Here is a 17,371-nt window from a genome sequence, read left to right as displayed (position 1 = left end):
ACGGACAGGGGCGCACTGAAATGATACGCTCGTTTGCCATTCCGACCACTTTGGCACCCCTTTTCAGAACAAGGCCGGCCCGTACTTACTTTTAGCCCCGCCGGGAACGGGGCAGTGGCCTCCGCTGCTCTGCAACCCCGCCTTAAACGGCAGGGGCCACATCCGCTCGCTTTCGCTCAACGCTTCGCTCTTATGCACTCCCCCCTGATTTGGCTCCGCGTGGCCGCTACGATGGCCACGGCCTCCTGTTCCATGAAACTGGCGGCCGTGGCCGACAAAACCCCGGACCAAGTTCAGACTACCTACGTCGTGACCAAGGATGTGCCCTATGGGGCCGACAAGGAGCAGACCATGGACGTTTACCGCTCGGCCGACGGTGCGAAGCGCCACGCCAAAAACTACACCGTTGTTTTCCTGCATGGCGGAGGATATTACCTCAGCGACAAAGCCAGGGAAGAACGGTACATTCAGCCTTATTTGAAGAAAGGCGTCACCGTCGTTAACCTCAACTACCGGCTCAAGCGGGGCATTCCCGTGGCCTCGGAAGATTTAACGCTGGCCCTCAACTTCCTGGCGGCGCACCGTAGCGCCTACCCCCTGAACCTGGAGCGGGTTGTGCTGACGGGCTTTTCCGCTGGTGCCCACATCGCCAGCCTGGTGGCCGTGACCGCCAATGACCCCGCCTACCCGCACCCCCTCGTGCCAGGCATCCACATTGCCGGCGTGGTCAACTTTTCCGGCCCGGTGGGCGGGCTTGACGTCGTGGAGGCGGTTTTCATGAATCATCCGGTGCCCGTCATGAAAGAAATCGGTCTGGCGCTGTTCCCCGAAACCCTCGGGTACGCGCCAAAAGAAACAACCCGGCAATACGAACCCCTCACTTATCTGGACCCGCGCGACCCGCCCTTTTTTATCTGGCACGGGGGCCAGGATGACCAGGTACCGCCCGTTACGTTTACCCGCTTTGTGGACCAGCTCCAGCAGGACCGGAAAAAAAACACCGTGCTCTACGTGCCGGAGGGTCACCATAGCCCTTCCGCGAGCGAGCTGGAGGAGGCGTACCGGAAGATATTCCTGTTTTTAGATCAGAAGTAGAGCCGAAGAGAACTAATTGGGCCGTTTTCCGGAACCATTAAACGGCTATCGTGGTACGGACGCTACGCTTCAATACTGATTGGTCAGTGACGAGGACCAACCCTGCTCAAGCCGCTGTTATTACCCTTGTCGTTAGGGACACCTTGGGTATCTTTGGGCTGTTCGCAGCCCTCTTTGGGTTGCTTTTTTTCCGCAGCGCGTTTATCATACCCCTCCAAATGTGCGTAGGCGTTAAACGAAGGCCGAGAAGCTCCACGGGAGCAACTCGGCCCGAATAACAGTCCACCGCCCTATCTTCCCTGCGCTATGATAACGACCATTGGAACGACCCCGGAAGCCGCGCGCCTGCAGGTGTTGAGGCGCTACAATATTCTGGATACGCCGGAAGATGGCAGCATGAACCGCCTGGCCGGGCTGGCGGCCAAGGTTTTTAACATGCCCATAGCCCTCATTAGCCTGGTAGACGAGGACCGTATCTGGTTTAAGTCGCGCCACGGCCTGGACGCGGCGCAGATTGACCGGGGCGGAGGGCTGTGCGACTCAGCTATTCTTTCGCAGGAGGTTTAGATTGTGGAGGATGCCCGCCGCGACCCGCGTAACCTGGCCAACCCACTGGTAGCAGGCGAGTTTGGCCTACGGTTTTACGCCGCCGCCCCGCTACAGACCCACGACGGCCACATGCTGGGCACGTTTTGCCTCATCGACCAGAAGCAGCGCTACCTGACCGAGGGCCAGAAACTAATATTGCAGGACATGGCCGCTATTGCGATGGACGAGATTGAGCTACGCCTGGCCGCACGACTGGCGGCGCAGGAGAATGACCGGCAGCTGACCGAGTTAAAGCAGCAACTGGCCCGCAAGGCCTGAACCCGGCAAATAGTCTGCACCAAAAAGCGGCAGGTGCCAGGGGCTTAAGGCGAAGCAAAAAAGCCAGGGGCACCATTCGCCATCACATACTGCGAAGCCACTCGGAGGCAGTGGACAGGTCGGAAAACGACATAAAAATTATGCCGGCAGCGGTTTGTTCCACGGCCAGCTCGGCCGAAAGCTGGCTGTAGCGCTCGGCCGAATGCACCCACGAGAAGTAGCGGCAGCCAACCGCGTAGAGCTGCGGAAAAAATATGTCGCTCCCCCATTTGGCTGCATCGGCCCATAGGCCGGAAACGTGGGTGTTGTCATTCAGCACTTTGGCGCACCGCTCCTGCTGCAGTAGCTCAAGCACTTTGAGGGCGCCAGCCATCACGGACTCGTCATCGAGCTTGCCGGGCCAGTCGAGGTACAGCCAGTCGTCGGCGTAGCTGTAGGAGATGGTGAGGCTGGGGGTATCGTGAAGAATGCGCTGGGCCGACAGAAAATCACTAAGCGGGTATACGGCACCACCCACGCAGCATTGGGGCGAGGGGCAATGAGGTTTGTTAAGCAAAGATGCACACTGGTTGATGCACTGTGGCCAGTAACCCCCAGGAACTGGCAGCCAGCCGGTGCCAGTTCTGTGATTGCTGACTACTTATGACTGACTACCTGCTAAGCAGGTCCGCGCATTGCCGCGCAATCTCCAACTCTTCGGCCGTTGGAATAACCAGGATTTTTACCCGGCTTTCCGGCCGGTTCAACTCCCGTAGGCCGGGCAGGCGCTGCTGGTTTTTATCCTCGTCCAGGGTGAGCCCGAAAAACTCCATATTTTCACAGACCCGCGTGCGAACCAGCGCATCGTTTTCGCCTACGCCCGCCGTGAAAACAATGGCATCCAGTCCGTTGAGTACGGCTGCATAGGCCCCGATGTACTGACGAATGCGGTAGGCGTATACGTCGTAGGCCAGCGCGGCACGAGCATCGCCGGCGGCCAGCGCCGCGCCGATGTCGCGCATGTCGTTGGAGCCGGCCAGGCCCAGCATGCCGCTTTCCTTGTTGAGCAGGGTGTTCACTTGCTCCGTGGTGTAGCCCAGCGGCCCCAGCAGGTACAGCAGCACCGAAGGGTCGATATCCCCCGAGCGGGTGCCCATCACCAGGCCCGCCAACGGGCTGAAGCCCATGGTTGTATCTAGTGACTGCCCGCCCCGCACGGCGGCCATGCTGCACCCGTTGCCCAGGTGAATGGTGATGAGCCGGGCATCGGGCTTTTGGAGGTAAGCGGCAGCCTGCGCGGCCACGTACTGGTGGCTGGTGCCGTGAAAGCCGTACTTGCGGATGCGCTGCTCGGTGTAGAGGGCCGTGGGCAGAGCGTAGCGAAACGCGTGTTCGGGCAGGGTCTGGTGAAACGCCGTATCGAACACCGCTACTTGCCGGGCCTGCGCAAACACGCGCTCGGCCACCTCAATGCCCACATAGTTGGCCGGATTGTGCAGCGGGGCCAGCGCAAACAGCCGCTTGATTTCGACCTTCACCGCGGCCGTGATGCGCGTGGCTGCCGCGTAGGTTTCGCCCCCGTGCACCACCCGGTGGCCGACTATCGCAATGTCGGCCGGGTCTGCAATAATGCCGCCGGGCGCGGCCGTGAGCAGGCGCACCACTTCGTGCAGGCCCGCTTCGTGGTCGGCCAGCGGCAGGGTTAGCTTGGTTTCGGCCGGCGGGTTGGCGGGGGCCTGCAGGTCGAAAACCTGGTGGGTAATGGTGGCCTGCGCCGAGCCGACGCGCTCCACCAGTCCGCTGCACACGGGCCGCTCGGCCGGCCAGCGAAACAGCTGATACTTAATGGAGCTGCTGCCGGAATTGAGAACGAAAATGTTCACTATTAATCAATTATGAATTTGAAATCGCTGAGCAGTGCCACATCATGCTGAGCGAAGCATAACGTTTGAGTAATTGGGATTAGCTCGCATAATCAAATCAGCCCTGCTGGCTTTGAATGGCGGTAATAACAACGGTATTGAATACATCGTCCACGGTGCAGCCCCGGCTCAGGTCGTTCACCGGCTTGTTCAGGCCCTGCAGGACCGGGCCAATGGCCAGCGCGCCGGTTTCGCGCTGCACGGCTTTGTAGGTGTTGTTGCCGGTGTTCAAATCGGGGAAGATGAACACGCTGGCCTGACCGGCCACTTCCGAATCGGGTAGTTTCAGGCGGCCCACGAGCGGGTCTACGGCCGCGTCGTACTGAATGGGGCCTTCCACTTTCAGGTCGGGGCGGCGCTGGCGCACCAGCTCGGTGGCTTGGCGCACCTTCTCTACATCAGCCCCCGCGCCGGAGGTGCCCGACGAATACGAGAGCATGGCCACCCGGGGCTCGATGCCAAAGACCGCGCTGCTATCGGCCGAGGAAATGGCGATTTCGGCCAGCTGCTCGGCGGTGGGGTTGGGATTCACGGCGCAGTCGCCGAACACCGCCACGCGGTCGGGCAGGCACATGAAAAATACCGACGACACCACCGACACGCCGGGCTTGGTTTTGATGAACTGCAGCGCCGGCCGGATGGTGTGCTGCGTGGTGTGCACCGCCCCCGAAACCATGCCGTCGGCATCGCCCATATACACCATCATCGAGCCGAAGTACGACACGTCGCGCAGCAGGTCGCGGGCCATGTCGTGGTTCATACCCTTGTCCTTGCGCAGCTCGTAAAATGTCTCCACGTAGCCGGCGTACAGGGCCGAGTTCACCGGGTCGATGATGCGCAGGTGCTCGGGTGGCATGGTGAGGCCCAGACGCTTGATGGCGGCGGCCACCGTGGCCGGGTCACCCAGAATGGTGAGGTCCACCACGTTCTGGTGCAACAGCAGGGCGGCGGCCCGCAGAATGCGGTCGTCGTTGCCCTCGGGCAGCACGATGTGGCGGCGCGAGCGCCGGGCCCATTGCAGGAGCCGGTACTGGAACATGTGGGGCGTGAGCCCCTCGGACTGGAAGCTGACCAGCTTTTCCCGCAGCGCCGACACGTCCACGTAACGGTCGAAGGTGCTGATAGCCAGCTGAATTTTCCGGGGATTGTCGGGAGTGAGGCGCGAGCGGATGGCGCTCACCCGCGTGGTGGTTTCGAAGGTGCCAGTGGCTACGGCCAGAATGGGTACGGTATCGGGCAGGCCCTCCAGCAGCAACCGCACGGGCTCGTCGGGCTCCGTGCCGGTGGAGAGCACAATGCCCGCCACCTTGGGGTAATTGGCCGACAAATCCGCCTGCAGGGCGCACACGATGATGTCGCCCCGGTCGCCAGGCGTCACAATCAGCACGTTCTCCTTGAGGTAGTTGAGGAAGTTGGGCACCTGCATAGCCCCAATCACGTAGTTATCGACCTGGTTGCCCAGGCCCGCCTCCCCAAACAGCAGCTTGCCCCCCAGCCCAGCCTGGATTTCGCGCATGGTCGGGTGCAGCAGGTTTGGGTCGTCGGGGATGATGGCGAGCAGCACTTCGGCCGGCAGCTGGTCGCGCAGCAGCGCCTGCACATCGGCCACCTGGGCCGGGGCAATGCGGTTGGCCACCACTTGCAGCACGGGCACCTCGCGGCTCTCAAAGTTGCGCAGCGTGGTGAGCACGGCGCTCACGACCTGGGCCGTGCTCTTGCCCTGCCCCGACACCACCAGGATAACAGGCACGCCCAGGTTTTTGGCAATCGAGACGTTGGCGTCGAACTCAAACGCCGTGCCCGGCCCCACGAAGTCGCTGCCCTCCACCACCGTGAAATCACAGGTGTCTTCCCAGTACTTAAACCGGCGAATCACGGTGTCAATCAGCTCGCCCTGCGCGCCGGTTTCCATTAGTGCCAGAGCCTCGGCGCGGGTGTAGGCATAGGTATCGGCTGCGGGCAACGGCAGCTTGAAGTAGCTGCTGATGGTGGCCAAGCGCGGGTCGGGCTCCTGGGCGGGGTCATAGTCGATGAGCGGCTTAAAGTAGCCCACCTGTCGCGTTTGGCCCAGCAGCATATTTACCAGCCCCAGTGTAATCAGCGATTTTCCGCTGTAGGGCTCGGCGGCGGCAATGAAAACAGCTTTCGTCATGCTTACCTAACGCAGTCCTGCCTGCATCCGTTGACCAATGGCTGAGCTTATGCTGTAACAACTGCATTTTTTAATTAGGTCATGCTATATTTTCCGCTCTCTGAACGCCCCCTCGCTGAGCGGCTTTGCGTCCAGGCGGTGAAGCTGGTAAAACACCGCCACGAAGAAGAGAAAGAAGATAAAGTCGTTGAGCCCGTAAACCGAGTAGAACACGCCGGCGAACAAGTCCCTGGCGTACACGGCGCCCACCTCGTGGGTCGTAATCCAACGGAACCAGACCACGGCGTACACCAGCTTTTCGACCACGAATGCGCCCACGGCCCACTTCACGTACTGGTAGCGGGTAGCCACGGCCAGAAAAACCAGCCCCCAGACGGCAATCATCAGCAAGCCAAAATTGGACATGACTACCGGGTCGGTTTCCGGAATAACCGCATTCGTGAAAGCCCGCGACAGGAACAGCACGGCCAGAATATTGACCAGTCCGGCGGCAATGAATCCGTTGCGGATAAAAGTATTACGCATGCTTGGTGGGTTCGTTTTCTCAGAAAGGAAGCCGACAATGGCATCGACACAGACGAGCAGCAGGCTCAATCCTGGCGGCTATACGGAAAACATGAACACGGGGGGCAGCGCGTCGCAGTCGCTCGCCAACGGCCGACTGCGCAAGTCCTGAAAGAAATAGTTTTGAAGCAGACGCCGACAGTGCGGCCAGCTTGCCGGGCCTTTTGCCGGTTTGGTACCGAACTCCCTCCCGCAAAGGGACGGATTTACCTACAAGGCTTCAACGCAGCTCTTACCCGAACTTCCGGCCAGCGCCTGGCAGCCTGGCGAACGGGGAAAAATTGGCCGCCGCCGCCGACACTTTGGTGTCCTTGCGGGCGGCGGCTAAAATTCGGGGTATGGCCGCGCGGGTCCTCAAATCTTAAGGGCCAGCTCCTCGGCGGCCAGGGCGGCAGCCGGCACCGGGTCCGAAACGTTTTCCGGAGCCACGCGCTGCAGCTCCAGCGGGCGGTGGGGCTGAATGGTGAGGGGCACCAGCTCCACGGCCACGTCGCTGGTGTCCAGGCCAAAGGCTTGCTGGTCGCTGATGGCCAGCTTGTTGAACAGGAAGTAGCCTTGCAGGATAATCCGTTCCTTCAACGACAGCTGGTTGTCGAAGCTGAGCACTTTGTCGAGCACCACGAAGCGGAAGTCGCCGGGCATGCGGTGCTTTTGCAGCGTGGCATAGCGCGAGGTGATGTCGATTTCGCCCTTGCCGGCCATGTCCTCCAGCACGCGCCGGAACAGCAGGTTGATGCGCGGCTGAATGCGGAAGCCCAGCTGGAAGTTGATTTTGTAGGCCACGTCGGGCACCAACGTTTCCAGGGTGTAGCGCATGCCAAAGGGCTCATTCAGCATGCTGATGTTGAGGAACCAGTACCGGTCGGCGCGCTTGGGTTTCTTACGCAGGATGGAGTAGAGAATGCGGGCCTCAATCTGGCGGGCGTTTTTGCTGCGCGTGAGGTACACCAGGTTCGAGGCGTACTTGCTCACGGTCTGGTCCTGGCTCAGTTCCTGCAAAATGGGCAAGTTTTCGGCCCAGTCGGTCATGTCGAGGTAGCGGTTCTTAATCTGGCGGCCCTTGTAGCCCATCCACATGCCCAGAATCAGGCCCCACTCGAAGACGAGGATGCCCAGCCGGTTGAGCAGCTTGGTGATGTTGGCGATGAGAAACGACAACTCCACCGTCAGAAACACCAGCATGATTAGGCCCACCACCGGGATGGCCCAGTGCTTCACGCCGCGCAGGTACTGCGAGAGCAAAATGCTGGTCATCAGCATGGCCACCGTGATGGAGAAGCCGTAGGCCGCCTCCATGTTGCTGCTGGTCTGGAACCAGAGCTGCACGCACACGCAGCCGAACCACAGCAGCCAGTTGATGCTCGGCACGTAAATCTGCCCGCGCTGGTCGGTAGGAAACAGGATGCGCACCTTGGGCCAGAAGTTCAAACTCACCGCTTCGGAAATCAGCGTGTACGAGCCCGAAATCAGGGCCTGCGAGGCGATGATGGTGGCCATGGTGGCGATGATAATCAGCGGAATCAGGCCCCAGGTGGGCGCAATCAGGAAGAAGGGGTTCTGGGCGCTGCTCAGCACCTGGCCCATGTGGTCCATGGTCCAGGCGGCCTGGCCCAGGTAGTTGAGCACGAGGGCCGTTTTCACAAAGAGCCAGGCCGTCCGAATATTCTTACGCCCGCAGTGGCCCAGGTCTGAATACAGCGCCTCGGCGCCCGTGGTGCACAGAAACACCGCGCCCAGCAGCCAGAAACCCTTGGGGTACACCGTCAGCAGCTCGATGGCGTACCGCGGGTTCAGCGCCTGGAGAATGGCGGGGTGGTGGAAAATCTGAATCAGCCCCAGCGAGCCAATGGTGCTGAACCACACCAGCATGATGGGCCCGAACGAAGCCCCTACCACCTTGGTGCCAAACTGCTGAAACGCGAACAGCAGCGTGATAATGACCAGCACGATGGTGATAATAGTCGTTTCGGTCAACGTGGGGTCCAGCAGCCTCAGCCCCTCAATGGCCGACGACACCGAAATGGGCGGCGTGATGATGCCATCGGCCAGCAGCGTGCCCGCCCCGATGATGGCCGGCCATAGCAGCCACCGGCCCCGGTGCTTCACCAGCGAATAGAGCGAGAAAATGCCGCCCTCGCCGTGGTTATCGGCCTCCAGCGTGAGCAGGATGTACTTGATGCTGGTTTGGAGCGTGAGCGTCCAGAAAACGGCCGACACGCCGCCGTACACGAGCAGCTCGCTCACGGGCCGGTCGCCGAGAATGGACTTGAACACGTACAGCGGCGAGGTGCCGATGTCGCCGAAAATGATGCCGAGCGTAACCAGCAGGCCGGCCACCGTGATGCTGCGTTTGTGAATGCTGATTTCCGTGGGAAGCGCAGCCGTGAGCGTGGACATAACGAAAAGAGATTAGAAAGAATCGGGTGGCCGCTAGGCCACGGGCAAAGTGAAATAGAAGGTGCTGCCAGCACCGGGCGTGCTTTCCACGCCCAGCGTGCCGCCCTGGTTGGTGATGAATTCGCGGGAGATGCTCAGACCCAGGCCGGTACCAGCGGCCGCTTCCGGCCCCGCGCCGGGGCCCTGCGCAAACCGCTCGAAAATGCGCTGCTGGTGCTCCGGGGCAATGCCCGGGCCGTCGTCCTGCACCTGCACCCGCACCGCCTGGCCGTCGGGCTCGGCGGCGGCCGAAACGATAATCCGGCCACCCTCGGGCGAGTAGCGCACGGCGTTGGCCAGCAGATTGAGCAGCACCCAGGCCGACTTTTCCAGGTCGGCGCGCACCGGCGGCAGGTTGGGGGGCAGCTGCACGTCCAGCACCAGGTGCTTGGGGCGCAGCTGCAGCTGCAGGGGCTCGGTGGCGGCGGCCACCAGCGCGGCCAGCGCGGTGGGGCGCATGTCGAGGGCAATGGTGGCGCCTGCTTCCAGGCGGGCCACCGTCAGCAGCTCGCTCACCAAGAGCAGCAGGCGCTGGTTTTCCTGCCGCAGGCTGCTCACGATGTCGGCCTGCTCGGCATTGAGCGGCCCGATGCGCTGGTCGAGCAGCAGCTTGAGGTTGAAATTACTGCTCGACAGCGGCGTTTTCAGCTCGTGTGAGATGGTGGCCAGGAAGTCGGACTTGGTCTGGTCCAGCTTCTTGAAGGCCGACACGTTGTGCAGCGCCAGGATGGAGCCGATGAACTCCATGCGGTCAGTGGCCGCGTTAAATGAAACGGCCTCGTGCAGGCCCACCTGGTAGAATACGGCCTCAGCCCCTTCTCCCACGGTGAGGGCCAGGGGCGTGCTGCCCCGCTGGGCGGCGGGCTGCTGCACGTAGGCCAGCAGCTGGCCAAACACCGGGTTGGCCTGCGCCAGCTCCTCGGCCGGCCGGGCCACCACCTCGGCCTCCGACAGCCCCAGCAGGGCACAGGCCACGGGGTTGGCCACAATCACCTGCCGGCTTTCATCGAGCAGCAGCAGGCCCTCTTTCAGCGTCTGCACGATGCTGGCCACCCGGTTGCGCTCGGTCAGCAGCTCGGCCAGGTTGGCCGTGCGGTACTCGTTGAGGTGCATCAGCAAACCATTAAAGGCCCGGGTCACACTGCCAAACTCGTCGGTACTTTCCTGTGGGATGCTGGCCGAAAAATTGCCCGCCGCCGCGTGGTCGATGCTGGCCGTGAGCTTGCGCAGGCCGCCCACGGCCGCTTCCGGCACGCTCAGCACCAGGGCCAGGGCTAGCAGCGCGCCCAGGGTCAGCAGGGTTACCAGAAAGCGGGTGGCGGCGGTGGCCGTGCGGTTGGCCTGCTCGTTTTTGCGGGTGAGGGCGGCCATGTTCAGGGCCACCATGTGGTGGGTGTGCCGACGCAGCTCGGCCACGGTGGCTGCCCGGGTGACCGGGGCATCCTCGTAGCGGCCCAGGGTCTGCACCATGCTGTCGACGAGCTGCTGCTCGCCGGGCTCCGTGATATTGCCGGCCTCGCGGGTAAGCGCCGTGCTGTAGCGGTTCAAGGCGGCTGGCGCGGCGGCTGGGGTGGCCAGCTCATCCAACGCCTGCAACATGCGCTGGCCCAGCTGCACCGAGTAGAAATTGTCCTGCAGAATAGCGCGCGAATTCCGGTCCAGCTGGTGCACGGTATCGAAGGCGTAGCCCCCCAGCCCGACCAGCAGGACCAGCATGGCCACGAATCCCCAGGTGATTTTTGCTTTGAGTGACATAAGGCGGCCGGCTAAGAGAATGGGAACACCCCAGGACTGCGCCGGCCGCAGCGAATGCCAGACCAGAACGGGCCAGGCGTGCTACAATTACTATAACCAAAATATAGTCAGTAGGTTATATTTATTCAAAGCGCTGCCGCTACCGCTCAAAGGCCGCGCACTGGGCCATTATGACCCGGTGCGTTTGTCATAATGATATGCTTGCGGGTCGGGGCACCGGGTTCCGCCCCCAGCAATGGGGCGGCAGCGCGTGTTGAGGCCGCCGCCCAGTGCCGGGCTGCCGGCATTTTTGGCGGTCATCACAGAATAAATAGCGGCCCTTCTTCCAGCCGTTAGGACTGGCTTCCATTAACTGGCCCAGGCCAATACTTCAGCATATCAACATCTGGCGGGACGTGGTTTGCAACAGTCAGCCGGTCGGCTGGAAAGGAGTTGTTCCGAGTAATTAAACGGAGTCTGGCTTCCGCCATCGAATCCACCATCCGCTTGTTGTGTCTGCTCATTGCTGTCGCTTACCTATGAACCCCACCGAAACGCTTGCCAACGGTAGTACCGACACCTTAGTCCTGCCCGTACCCTTTGCCGCTTTAACCGCCTCGGTTACCGCCTATGCGCTCGTGCACTACCGCTACCAACCCGAGCGCACGGCCACCGTGCTGCCCGTGGCCGTGCGGCTGGGCGCGCCGGCTGATTTGCTGGCTCCGGTGCTCCAGCTGCATCTTTCGCTGGATGATGCGCAGCGGGTGAGCACGCTGACTGCCGAGGCCGCACAGCAAATCCGCACGGCGCTGGCGGCATTGCCACCTGATTGGGAGCCGGCAATGCAGCCCTGGCACCTGCAAATGACGCCCGACAGCGCCGACACACCACCCGCCTGGGAAAGCAAAGTTACGTTTTTGGATGATGACGTGACGTTTGCCGTCGCCGACCGGCCCGCTACTGCCGGCCATTTGCAGGCTGTATTCGAGCAGCTCGAGCCCGCTACCGAAACCACGGTGGGCCGGCTACAATTTCTGGGTACCGCCGAGCTGATGCAGCTAGCCGAATTTGCCCAGAGCCCGGTGCAGCTGCCCGCCGGCGCTCCCGCGCGGCTGCACGAGTGGTTTGAAGCCAGCGTGCAGCAGTACCCCACACGGCCGGCCCTGCTGGGGCCCGCCGGCCCCGTGAGCTACCGCGAGCTGGACGAGCGCGCCAACGCGCTGGCCGACTATCTGCGCGCCACGGGCGTGCAACCCGGCGATTTCGTAGGCCTGTTCATCGCAAAATCGACGGAGCTGTACGTGGCCATGCTGGCCGTGCTCAAGGCCGGGGCCGCCTACGTGCCCCTGGACTTAAGCTTTCCGGCCGAGCGGGTGGCCTTCATTCTGAGCGACTGCGGGGCGCGCCTGCTGCTGACGGCCGGGCCGCCCCCCGCTCCCGGCGAGTGGGCCGGCACCGCCCTGAACCTGCACCAGCTACCGGCTTATCCGGCCGAGAGCCGGCCGGCCGCCCCCGCCCCCGTGCTTTCGCCCGACTCGCCGGCCTACGTCATCTACACGTCTGGCACCACCGGCCTGCCCAAGGGCGTGGTGCTGCCGCACCGCAGCATTGGCCATTTGGTGCAGGCCGAGCAGGCCTTGTTTCAGCCGACTGCCGACGACCGGGTAGCGCAGGGCTTTTCGGTGGCTTTTGATGCTTCGCTGGAAGAAATCTGGCTGGCCTGGGCCGCCGGCGCGGCGCTGGTGCCGGTGCCCGACGAGGTGATGAAAGCGCCCGACGCGCTGCCAGCGTTTCTACTGGCCCAAGGCGTCACGGTGTTTTCCACGGTGCCCACGCTACTCTCGCTGCTCGATGCGCCGGTGGCCACGGTGCGCCTACTCATTCTGGGCGGCGAAGTGTGTCCGGCCGAGCTGCTGACGGCCTGGGGCGGGACCAGCCGGCGCATCGTGAACACCTACGGGCCCACGGAGGCCACCGTCATCGCCACCAGCGCCGACTACGTGCCGGGCCGGCCGCTCACCATTGGCCGGCCGGTGCCGGGCTACGTGGTGCGGCTGCTCGACCAGGCCGGGCAGGCCGTTGCCCCGGGCCTGGAAGGCGAAATCTGCCTGGGCGGAGCCGCGCTGGCCACCGGCTACCTCAACCGCCCCGAGCTGACGGCCAGCAAGTTTATTGAAGCAGATGCCCCCCAGCCGGCGTTGCGCGGCCGCTTCTATCGCACTGGCGATTTGGGCCGCTTCACGACCGGCGGCGAAGTGGAGTTTCTGGGCCGCATCGACACGCAGGTGAAGCTGCGCGGCTACCGCATCGAGCTGGCCGAAATCGAGGCGCTGCTGTTGCAGTTTCCGGGCGTGCGCAACGCCGCCGTGGCCCTCAAAACCGGTCCCGACGACGTGCCCCGGCTTATTGCCTATCTCATTCTGGCCGCCGGCCACGCGCTGGACGAAGCCGCGCTGCGCCCCTTCCTGCGCACCCGGCTGGCCGCCTACATGGTGCCGGCCCTGTTCGTGGAAATGGGCAGCTTCCCGGCCCTGACCAGCGGCAAAGTCGACCGCAAGGCCCTGCCCTACCCGCAGGGCACCGCAGCGGAGTCGGACCGAGTGCTGGTAGCCCCGCGCACGCCCGCCGAAGCGGCCCTGCTGCCCATGTGGCAGCAGCGCTTCGGCACGAAGGCCATTTCCGTCATCGACGACTTTTTTGACCTCGGCGGCAACTCGCTGCTGGCTTCGCTACTGGTATCGGAGCTGCGGCGGCGGCCTGAGTTTGCCGGCCTCTCGGTGCGCGACCTCTACGCCGGCCGCACCATCGAGGGCCTGGCCCGCTGCGCGGTAACGCCCACCGAAGCCGATGCGCCCACGACCGGCTTCAGCACTGAGCCGGCCGCCACCAGCCCCGCCGCTTCGACGGGCGTGCGGGCGGTCACGGCGGGACTGCAGCTGCTTTCGGCTACTTTATTCTACGCGCTGCCCGTCACCACGCTGCTGTTTTCGTTGCGCCGCACAGGCATGGCGCACTGGCACTGGCTGCCGCTGCTGGGCCTGTCCCTGGCCTCGCTGCTGGCCTATCTGCCCCTGTATGGCCTGCTGGTGGTGGCGGTGAAGTGGCTCGTTATCGGCCGGTTTCGGGCGGGCAACTACCCGCTGTGGGGCTTCTATTACCTGCGCTTCTGGCTAGTGAAGAAGGCCGTCGAATCGGTGCCCGCCTACCTGCTCACCGGCACGCCTTACCTCAATGCCTTCTACCGCCTGCTGGGGGCACACATTGGCCCGCACGTCCACCTCAACTCCAACCGTCTGCTGGCCTTCGACCTGATTACCATCGGCGCGGGCGCCAGCATTGCCCCCGAGGCCGGCCTGCTAGGCTACCGCGTGGAAGCCGGCCGCCTGCTGCTGGGCCCCATCGAAGTAGGTGAGAATGCCTACGTGGGCCTGCGGGCGGTGCTGCGCAACAATTCGCGCCTCGGGGCCGAGGCCGTGCTCGAAGACCTTTCGGCCCTGGCCGCTGGCCACGAAGTGCCCGCCTACGAGGTGTGGGCCGGCTCGCCGGCCCGGCGCGTGCGCACCCTGGCCCCGGCCGACTGCCCGCCCGTACTTCGGCCCGGCCAAAGCACCCGCCTGGGCTTCCTGGCCCTGCAAACCGGCGCGCTGCTGCTGGTGCAGCTATTACCAGCGGGCAGCGCCCTGCCGGTGGTGGGCTTGTTCTACGAGGCCGTGCTGCGCTACGGCTGGCTGGCGGCGCTGGCGCTGCTGCTGCCCCTCTCCACGCTCTACGTGGTGCTTTCCATCCTGGTCTCGGCCCTGTTTGTGCGGGTGGGCACCAGCCGGCGCGGCGCGGCCACGCACTCGCTCTACAGCCGGGCCTACGTGCAGCAATGGTTCGTCGATGCCATTCTGGCCGAGAGCCTGCGCCTGTTGCGGCCGCTGTACGCCACCATCTACACGCCATTTTACCTGCGCCTGCTGGGCGCGCGCATTGGCCGGCGGGCCGAAGTTTCTACGCTAAATCACCTCTCGGTCGACCAGCTGACGGTGGGCGCGGAGGCTTTTCTGGCCGATTCGGTCAGCATCGGCGCGCCGCGGGTGCAGCGCGGGGTGCTCACCATCGCGCCCACCGTTATCGGGGCGCGCTCGTTTATCGGCAACAGCGCAGTGGTGCCCGGCGGCACCACGCTGGGCAGCGGCGTCTTGATTGGGGCACTATCCACAGCCCCGGCAACCACGCCCGCCGACGATACCTCGTGGGTGGGCTCGCCGGCCTTTGCCCTGCCCAACCGGCCGGTCAGCCACGCTTTTCCGGCCAGCCTCACCTTTGCCCCGCCGCGCCGGCTGGTGCTGGCCCGGGGGCTGATTGAGTTCTTCAAAATAACGCTCCCCTATTGCTTCGCTTTCCTGAGCTTCGGCCTGCTCTATCACTACTGCGTCGAGCACCCGGCGCTGCCCTTCTGGCGCGTGGTGCTGGGCGGCACCGGTATTTTTCTGACCTCCATTTTCAGCCTGACCCTGCTCACGGTGGCGCTCAAATGGACGATAATCGGACGCTACGTGCCGGCCGAGAAGCCGCTGTGGTCGTCCTTCGTCTGGCGCAGCGAATTGGTTAATTCCCTGTGCGAAAGCTACGTGTATCCGTTCTGGGAGGCGCTGCTGCTGGGTACGCCGTTCGCGGCCATTTTCTTTCGCTGGATGGGTTCTGACTTTGGCAAGCGTGTCTATCTGGATACCACCGAAATTACGGAGTTTGACCTGGCCCACGTCGGCGACCAAGCCGAGCTGGCCAGCGGCGTCACCGTCCAGACCCACCTCTTTGAGGACCGGGTGATGAAGATGTCGCACCTGCGCATTGGAGCCGGGGCCTCGGTGGGCGTGTCGGCCGTGGTGCTCTACGATTCGGAGATGGAGGCCGGGGCCCGCCTGCGCAGCCTCTCGCTGCTGATGAAGGGCGAACGGCTGCCCGCCCACACTACCTGGCAGGGCATTCCGTGCTCGTTCGTGCCGTAGTGGCGGCATCCCCGTTGCCGTTTTATCACTGCTGGCGGACCCGCCTCGGCCCGGTGACCCCGGCCGCGCTGGCCAAACTGTCGGCTGCTGAGCAGGCCCGGCATGCGCGGTTTCTGGCAGCCGGACCCGCGCAGGCTTATGCCGGGGCGCACGTCTTTTTGCGGGCCGTGCTGGGGCACTACACCCACCAGCCCCCGGCCGCGCTGGCCCTGGGCGTGGACGCCCGGCAAAAGCCTATCCTGACCACGGACCCGCCCTTGTGGTTCAACCTGAGCTACCGCGCCGACTGGGCCTTGCTGGCTGTTTCCAACCAGGGCGAGGTGGGCGTTGACCTCGAAGCCATCCGGCCCGTGGCCGGGGCGGCAGCCCTGGTCGACTACCTGTTTTCGCCGGCCGAGCGCGCCGTGCTGCGGGCGGCGGGGCGCTCCGCGTGGCGGGCGCTGTTCTACGCCATCTGGACCCGCAAGGAAGCCTGGGCCAAGTGCTCGGGCATGGGACTGGCGCTGCCGTTCGCGGGCTTCTCGGTGGCGCGGCGGCGCGGTTCGGCCATTGCCTGGCAAGTGCCCGGCCCCGGCCAGCTCCAAGGCTTCGCGGTGAACGAGGACCACGCGGGCGCGCTGGCCTGCGCGGCACCAACGGCCGTTTGCTGGCAGCATTTTGATTTTCCATCCCGGCTGCCGGTGGCGGCCATTCCATTTCCCAGATGAAGTTTTTCGTGGCCCTGTTGTGGGCATTGCCGTTTTTTGCTGCCGGCCAGGTGCTGCCGCCCGCTGCCCCCAACCCAGCCCCGCCCGTGGCGGCGGCCGACAGCAGCGCCGGCTGGGAGCTACGGCTCGATTATGAGGCGCGTACCAGCTACCTGGGCCGCGAATACGGCAGCCACGCCTACTCCCTCAACCCTCAGGTGAGCTACTCGGCCGCCAATGGCCTTTACGGTCGGCTCGAAGGCCTGTATTTCAGCCCCGTGCGACCGGGCTACGTGTACACCAGCCTGGAGCTGGGCTACGCCGGCGAGTTTACCGATAACTGGAGCTACTCGCTGTCGGGCAGCCGCACGTTCTACGCCGAGCGCATCACCAAAAAGGATTCCGTGCTGCGCAACAACCTGGAAGCCTACACCCAATATACTCTTGGCCCAGTGGCGCTGGGCCTGGACTACAACTTCCTGTTCGACCATTTCCAAGCCCATACGCTTGGTCTGAACCTAAGCCTGCCGCTGGAAAAAGCGCACTGGCTGGGCTTTGATAAGGTGAGCTTTACGCCAGCGGCGGAGCTCGACTGGGGCTCGTCGCTGGCGCTGCTGCGCTTCGGCACCCTGGCCACGCCGCTCGACCAGAACTTTGCCAAAATCGACCAGCCCACCCTGCGGCTGGTGCCGCTGGCCTACGAGTTCAGCTTTCCGCTGGAAGTGCAGCGCGGCCACCTGGCCCTGAACCTAGCCGGCCACCTGCTGGCCCCGCTGCGCGTACGCGGCGAAACCCAGGCTCCGCCCTCGTTCGGCTACCTGAGCGCGGCCCTTATTCTCCGGCTGCCCGCAAAACCGGCAGAGTAGCCAGACGTTGGAACGTATCGAAAAGTGTGGGCAATACCGCCGTAGGAGATGCTACAATTCGATGCGATGCTGCCCA

The 17,371-nt window shown here is 63.7% G+C and carries 12 protein-coding genes; 6 read left to right on the top strand and 6 right to left on the bottom strand.

Features of this window, described 5'->3' with window-relative positions; all coding sequences use genetic code 11:
- Positions 1-192: 192 nt before the first annotated feature.
- The 3 genes from KQ661_RS21160 to KQ661_RS22440 all read left to right on the top strand — a co-directional run bounded on the left by KQ661_RS21160 (position 193) and on the right by KQ661_RS22440 (position 1,962).
- Positions 193-1,095 (top strand): alpha/beta hydrolase, encoded by a 903-nt coding sequence (locus tag KQ661_RS21160; protein ID WP_216690842.1) that lies wholly within the window; start codon positions 193-195, stop codon positions 1,093-1,095.
- A 306-nt stretch (positions 1,096-1,401) separates the two neighbouring features.
- Entirely contained in the window at positions 1,402-1,662 is a 261-nt protein-coding gene (locus KQ661_RS22445; protein ID WP_226930192.1) for a hypothetical protein, read from the top strand.
- Positions 1,663-1,665: 3 nt separating this feature from the next.
- A complete protein-coding gene (locus KQ661_RS22440) occupies positions 1,666-1,962 on the top strand; it encodes a GAF domain-containing protein (protein ID WP_226930197.1) in 297 nt (98 codons plus the stop codon).
- Between the two features lie 82 nt (positions 1,963-2,044).
- Here KQ661_RS22440 and KQ661_RS21150 read toward each other — a convergent pair whose 3' ends face one another.
- From KQ661_RS21150 to KQ661_RS22665, 6 genes are all read right to left on the bottom strand, one after another.
- On the bottom strand, positions 2,045-2,479 hold the full coding sequence (locus tag KQ661_RS21150) for a hypothetical protein (RefSeq protein WP_216728060.1): 435 nt from the start codon (positions 2,477-2,479) through the stop codon (positions 2,045-2,047).
- Between the two features lie 133 nt (positions 2,480-2,612).
- A complete protein-coding gene (locus KQ661_RS21145; RefSeq protein WP_216690844.1) occupies positions 2,613-3,824 on the bottom strand; it encodes an acetate/propionate family kinase in 1,212 nt (403 codons plus the stop codon).
- A gap of 97 nt (positions 3,825-3,921) precedes the next feature.
- Positions 3,922-6,015: a phosphate acetyltransferase gene (gene pta / locus KQ661_RS21140; RefSeq protein ID WP_216726977.1), complete on the bottom strand. Its 2,094-nt coding sequence runs from the start codon at positions 6,013-6,015 to the stop codon at positions 3,922-3,924.
- Between the two features lie 84 nt (positions 6,016-6,099).
- Entirely contained in the window at positions 6,100-6,540 is a 441-nt protein-coding gene (locus tag KQ661_RS21135; protein WP_216690846.1) for a hypothetical protein, read from the bottom strand.
- Between the two features lie 393 nt (positions 6,541-6,933).
- Positions 6,934-8,976 (bottom strand): KUP/HAK/KT family potassium transporter, encoded by a 2,043-nt coding sequence (locus tag KQ661_RS21130; protein ID WP_216690847.1) that lies wholly within the window; start codon positions 8,974-8,976, stop codon positions 6,934-6,936.
- A gap of 33 nt (positions 8,977-9,009) precedes the next feature.
- Positions 9,010-10,770: a HAMP domain-containing sensor histidine kinase gene (locus KQ661_RS22665; protein WP_216690848.1), complete on the bottom strand. Its 1,761-nt coding sequence runs from the start codon at positions 10,768-10,770 to the stop codon at positions 9,010-9,012.
- 518 nt (positions 10,771-11,288) lie between these two features.
- On the opposite strand from KQ661_RS22665, the gene KQ661_RS21120 reads away from it, so the two are divergent.
- Genes KQ661_RS21120 through KQ661_RS21110 form a run of 3 tightly spaced genes read left to right on the top strand, consistent with a single transcriptional unit; the run spans position 11,289 to position 17,295 of the window.
- Positions 11,289-15,743, top strand: a complete 4,455-nt coding sequence (locus tag KQ661_RS21120; protein WP_216728059.1) for a Pls/PosA family non-ribosomal peptide synthetase — start codon at positions 11,289-11,291, stop codon at positions 15,741-15,743.
- Complete coding sequence (locus tag KQ661_RS22970) at positions 15,725-16,450, top strand: 4'-phosphopantetheinyl transferase family protein (RefSeq protein ID WP_216690850.1); 726 nt, start codon at positions 15,725-15,727, stop codon at positions 16,448-16,450. Before KQ661_RS21120 ends, KQ661_RS22970 begins: the two co-directional genes overlap by 19 nt.
- A complete protein-coding gene (locus tag KQ661_RS21110; RefSeq protein ID WP_216690851.1) occupies positions 16,447-17,295 on the top strand; it encodes a hypothetical protein in 849 nt (282 codons plus the stop codon). Before KQ661_RS22970 ends, KQ661_RS21110 begins: the two co-directional genes overlap by 4 nt.
- Positions 17,296-17,371: the final 76 nt, after the last annotated feature.

This window comes from Hymenobacter siberiensis, from assembly GCF_018967845.1.
Taxonomy (GTDB): domain Bacteria; phylum Bacteroidota; class Bacteroidia; order Cytophagales; family Hymenobacteraceae; genus Hymenobacter; species Hymenobacter siberiensis.
The sequence above is the reverse complement of the archived record's forward strand: the minus strand, read 5'-3'. Positions and strand labels throughout refer to the sequence as shown.

Excerpts from the sequence above, each read along its gene's own strand:
- KQ661_RS21120 (WP_216728059.1), top strand. The coding sequence starts at position 11,289 with ATGAACCCCACCGAAACGCTTGCCAACGGTAGTACCGACACCTTAGTC.
- KQ661_RS22665 (WP_216690848.1), bottom strand. The coding sequence starts at position 10,770 with ATGTCACTCAAAGCAAAAATCACCTGGGGATTCGTGGCCATGCTGGTC.
- KQ661_RS22445 (WP_226930192.1), top strand. The coding sequence starts at position 1,402 with ATGATAACGACCATTGGAACGACCCCGGAAGCCGCGCGCCTGCAGGTG.
- KQ661_RS21130 (WP_216690847.1), bottom strand. The coding sequence starts at position 8,976 with ATGTCCACGCTCACGGCTGCGCTTCCCACGGAAATCAGCATTCACAAA.
- pta (WP_216726977.1), bottom strand. The coding sequence starts at position 6,015 with ATGACGAAAGCTGTTTTCATTGCCGCCGCCGAGCCCTACAGCGGAAAA.
- KQ661_RS21160 (WP_216690842.1), top strand. The coding sequence starts at position 193 with ATGCACTCCCCCCTGATTTGGCTCCGCGTGGCCGCTACGATGGCCACG.
- KQ661_RS21110 (WP_216690851.1), top strand. The coding sequence starts at position 16,447 with ATGAAGTTTTTCGTGGCCCTGTTGTGGGCATTGCCGTTTTTTGCTGCC.
- KQ661_RS21135 (WP_216690846.1), bottom strand. The coding sequence starts at position 6,540 with ATGCGTAATACTTTTATCCGCAACGGATTCATTGCCGCCGGACTGGTC.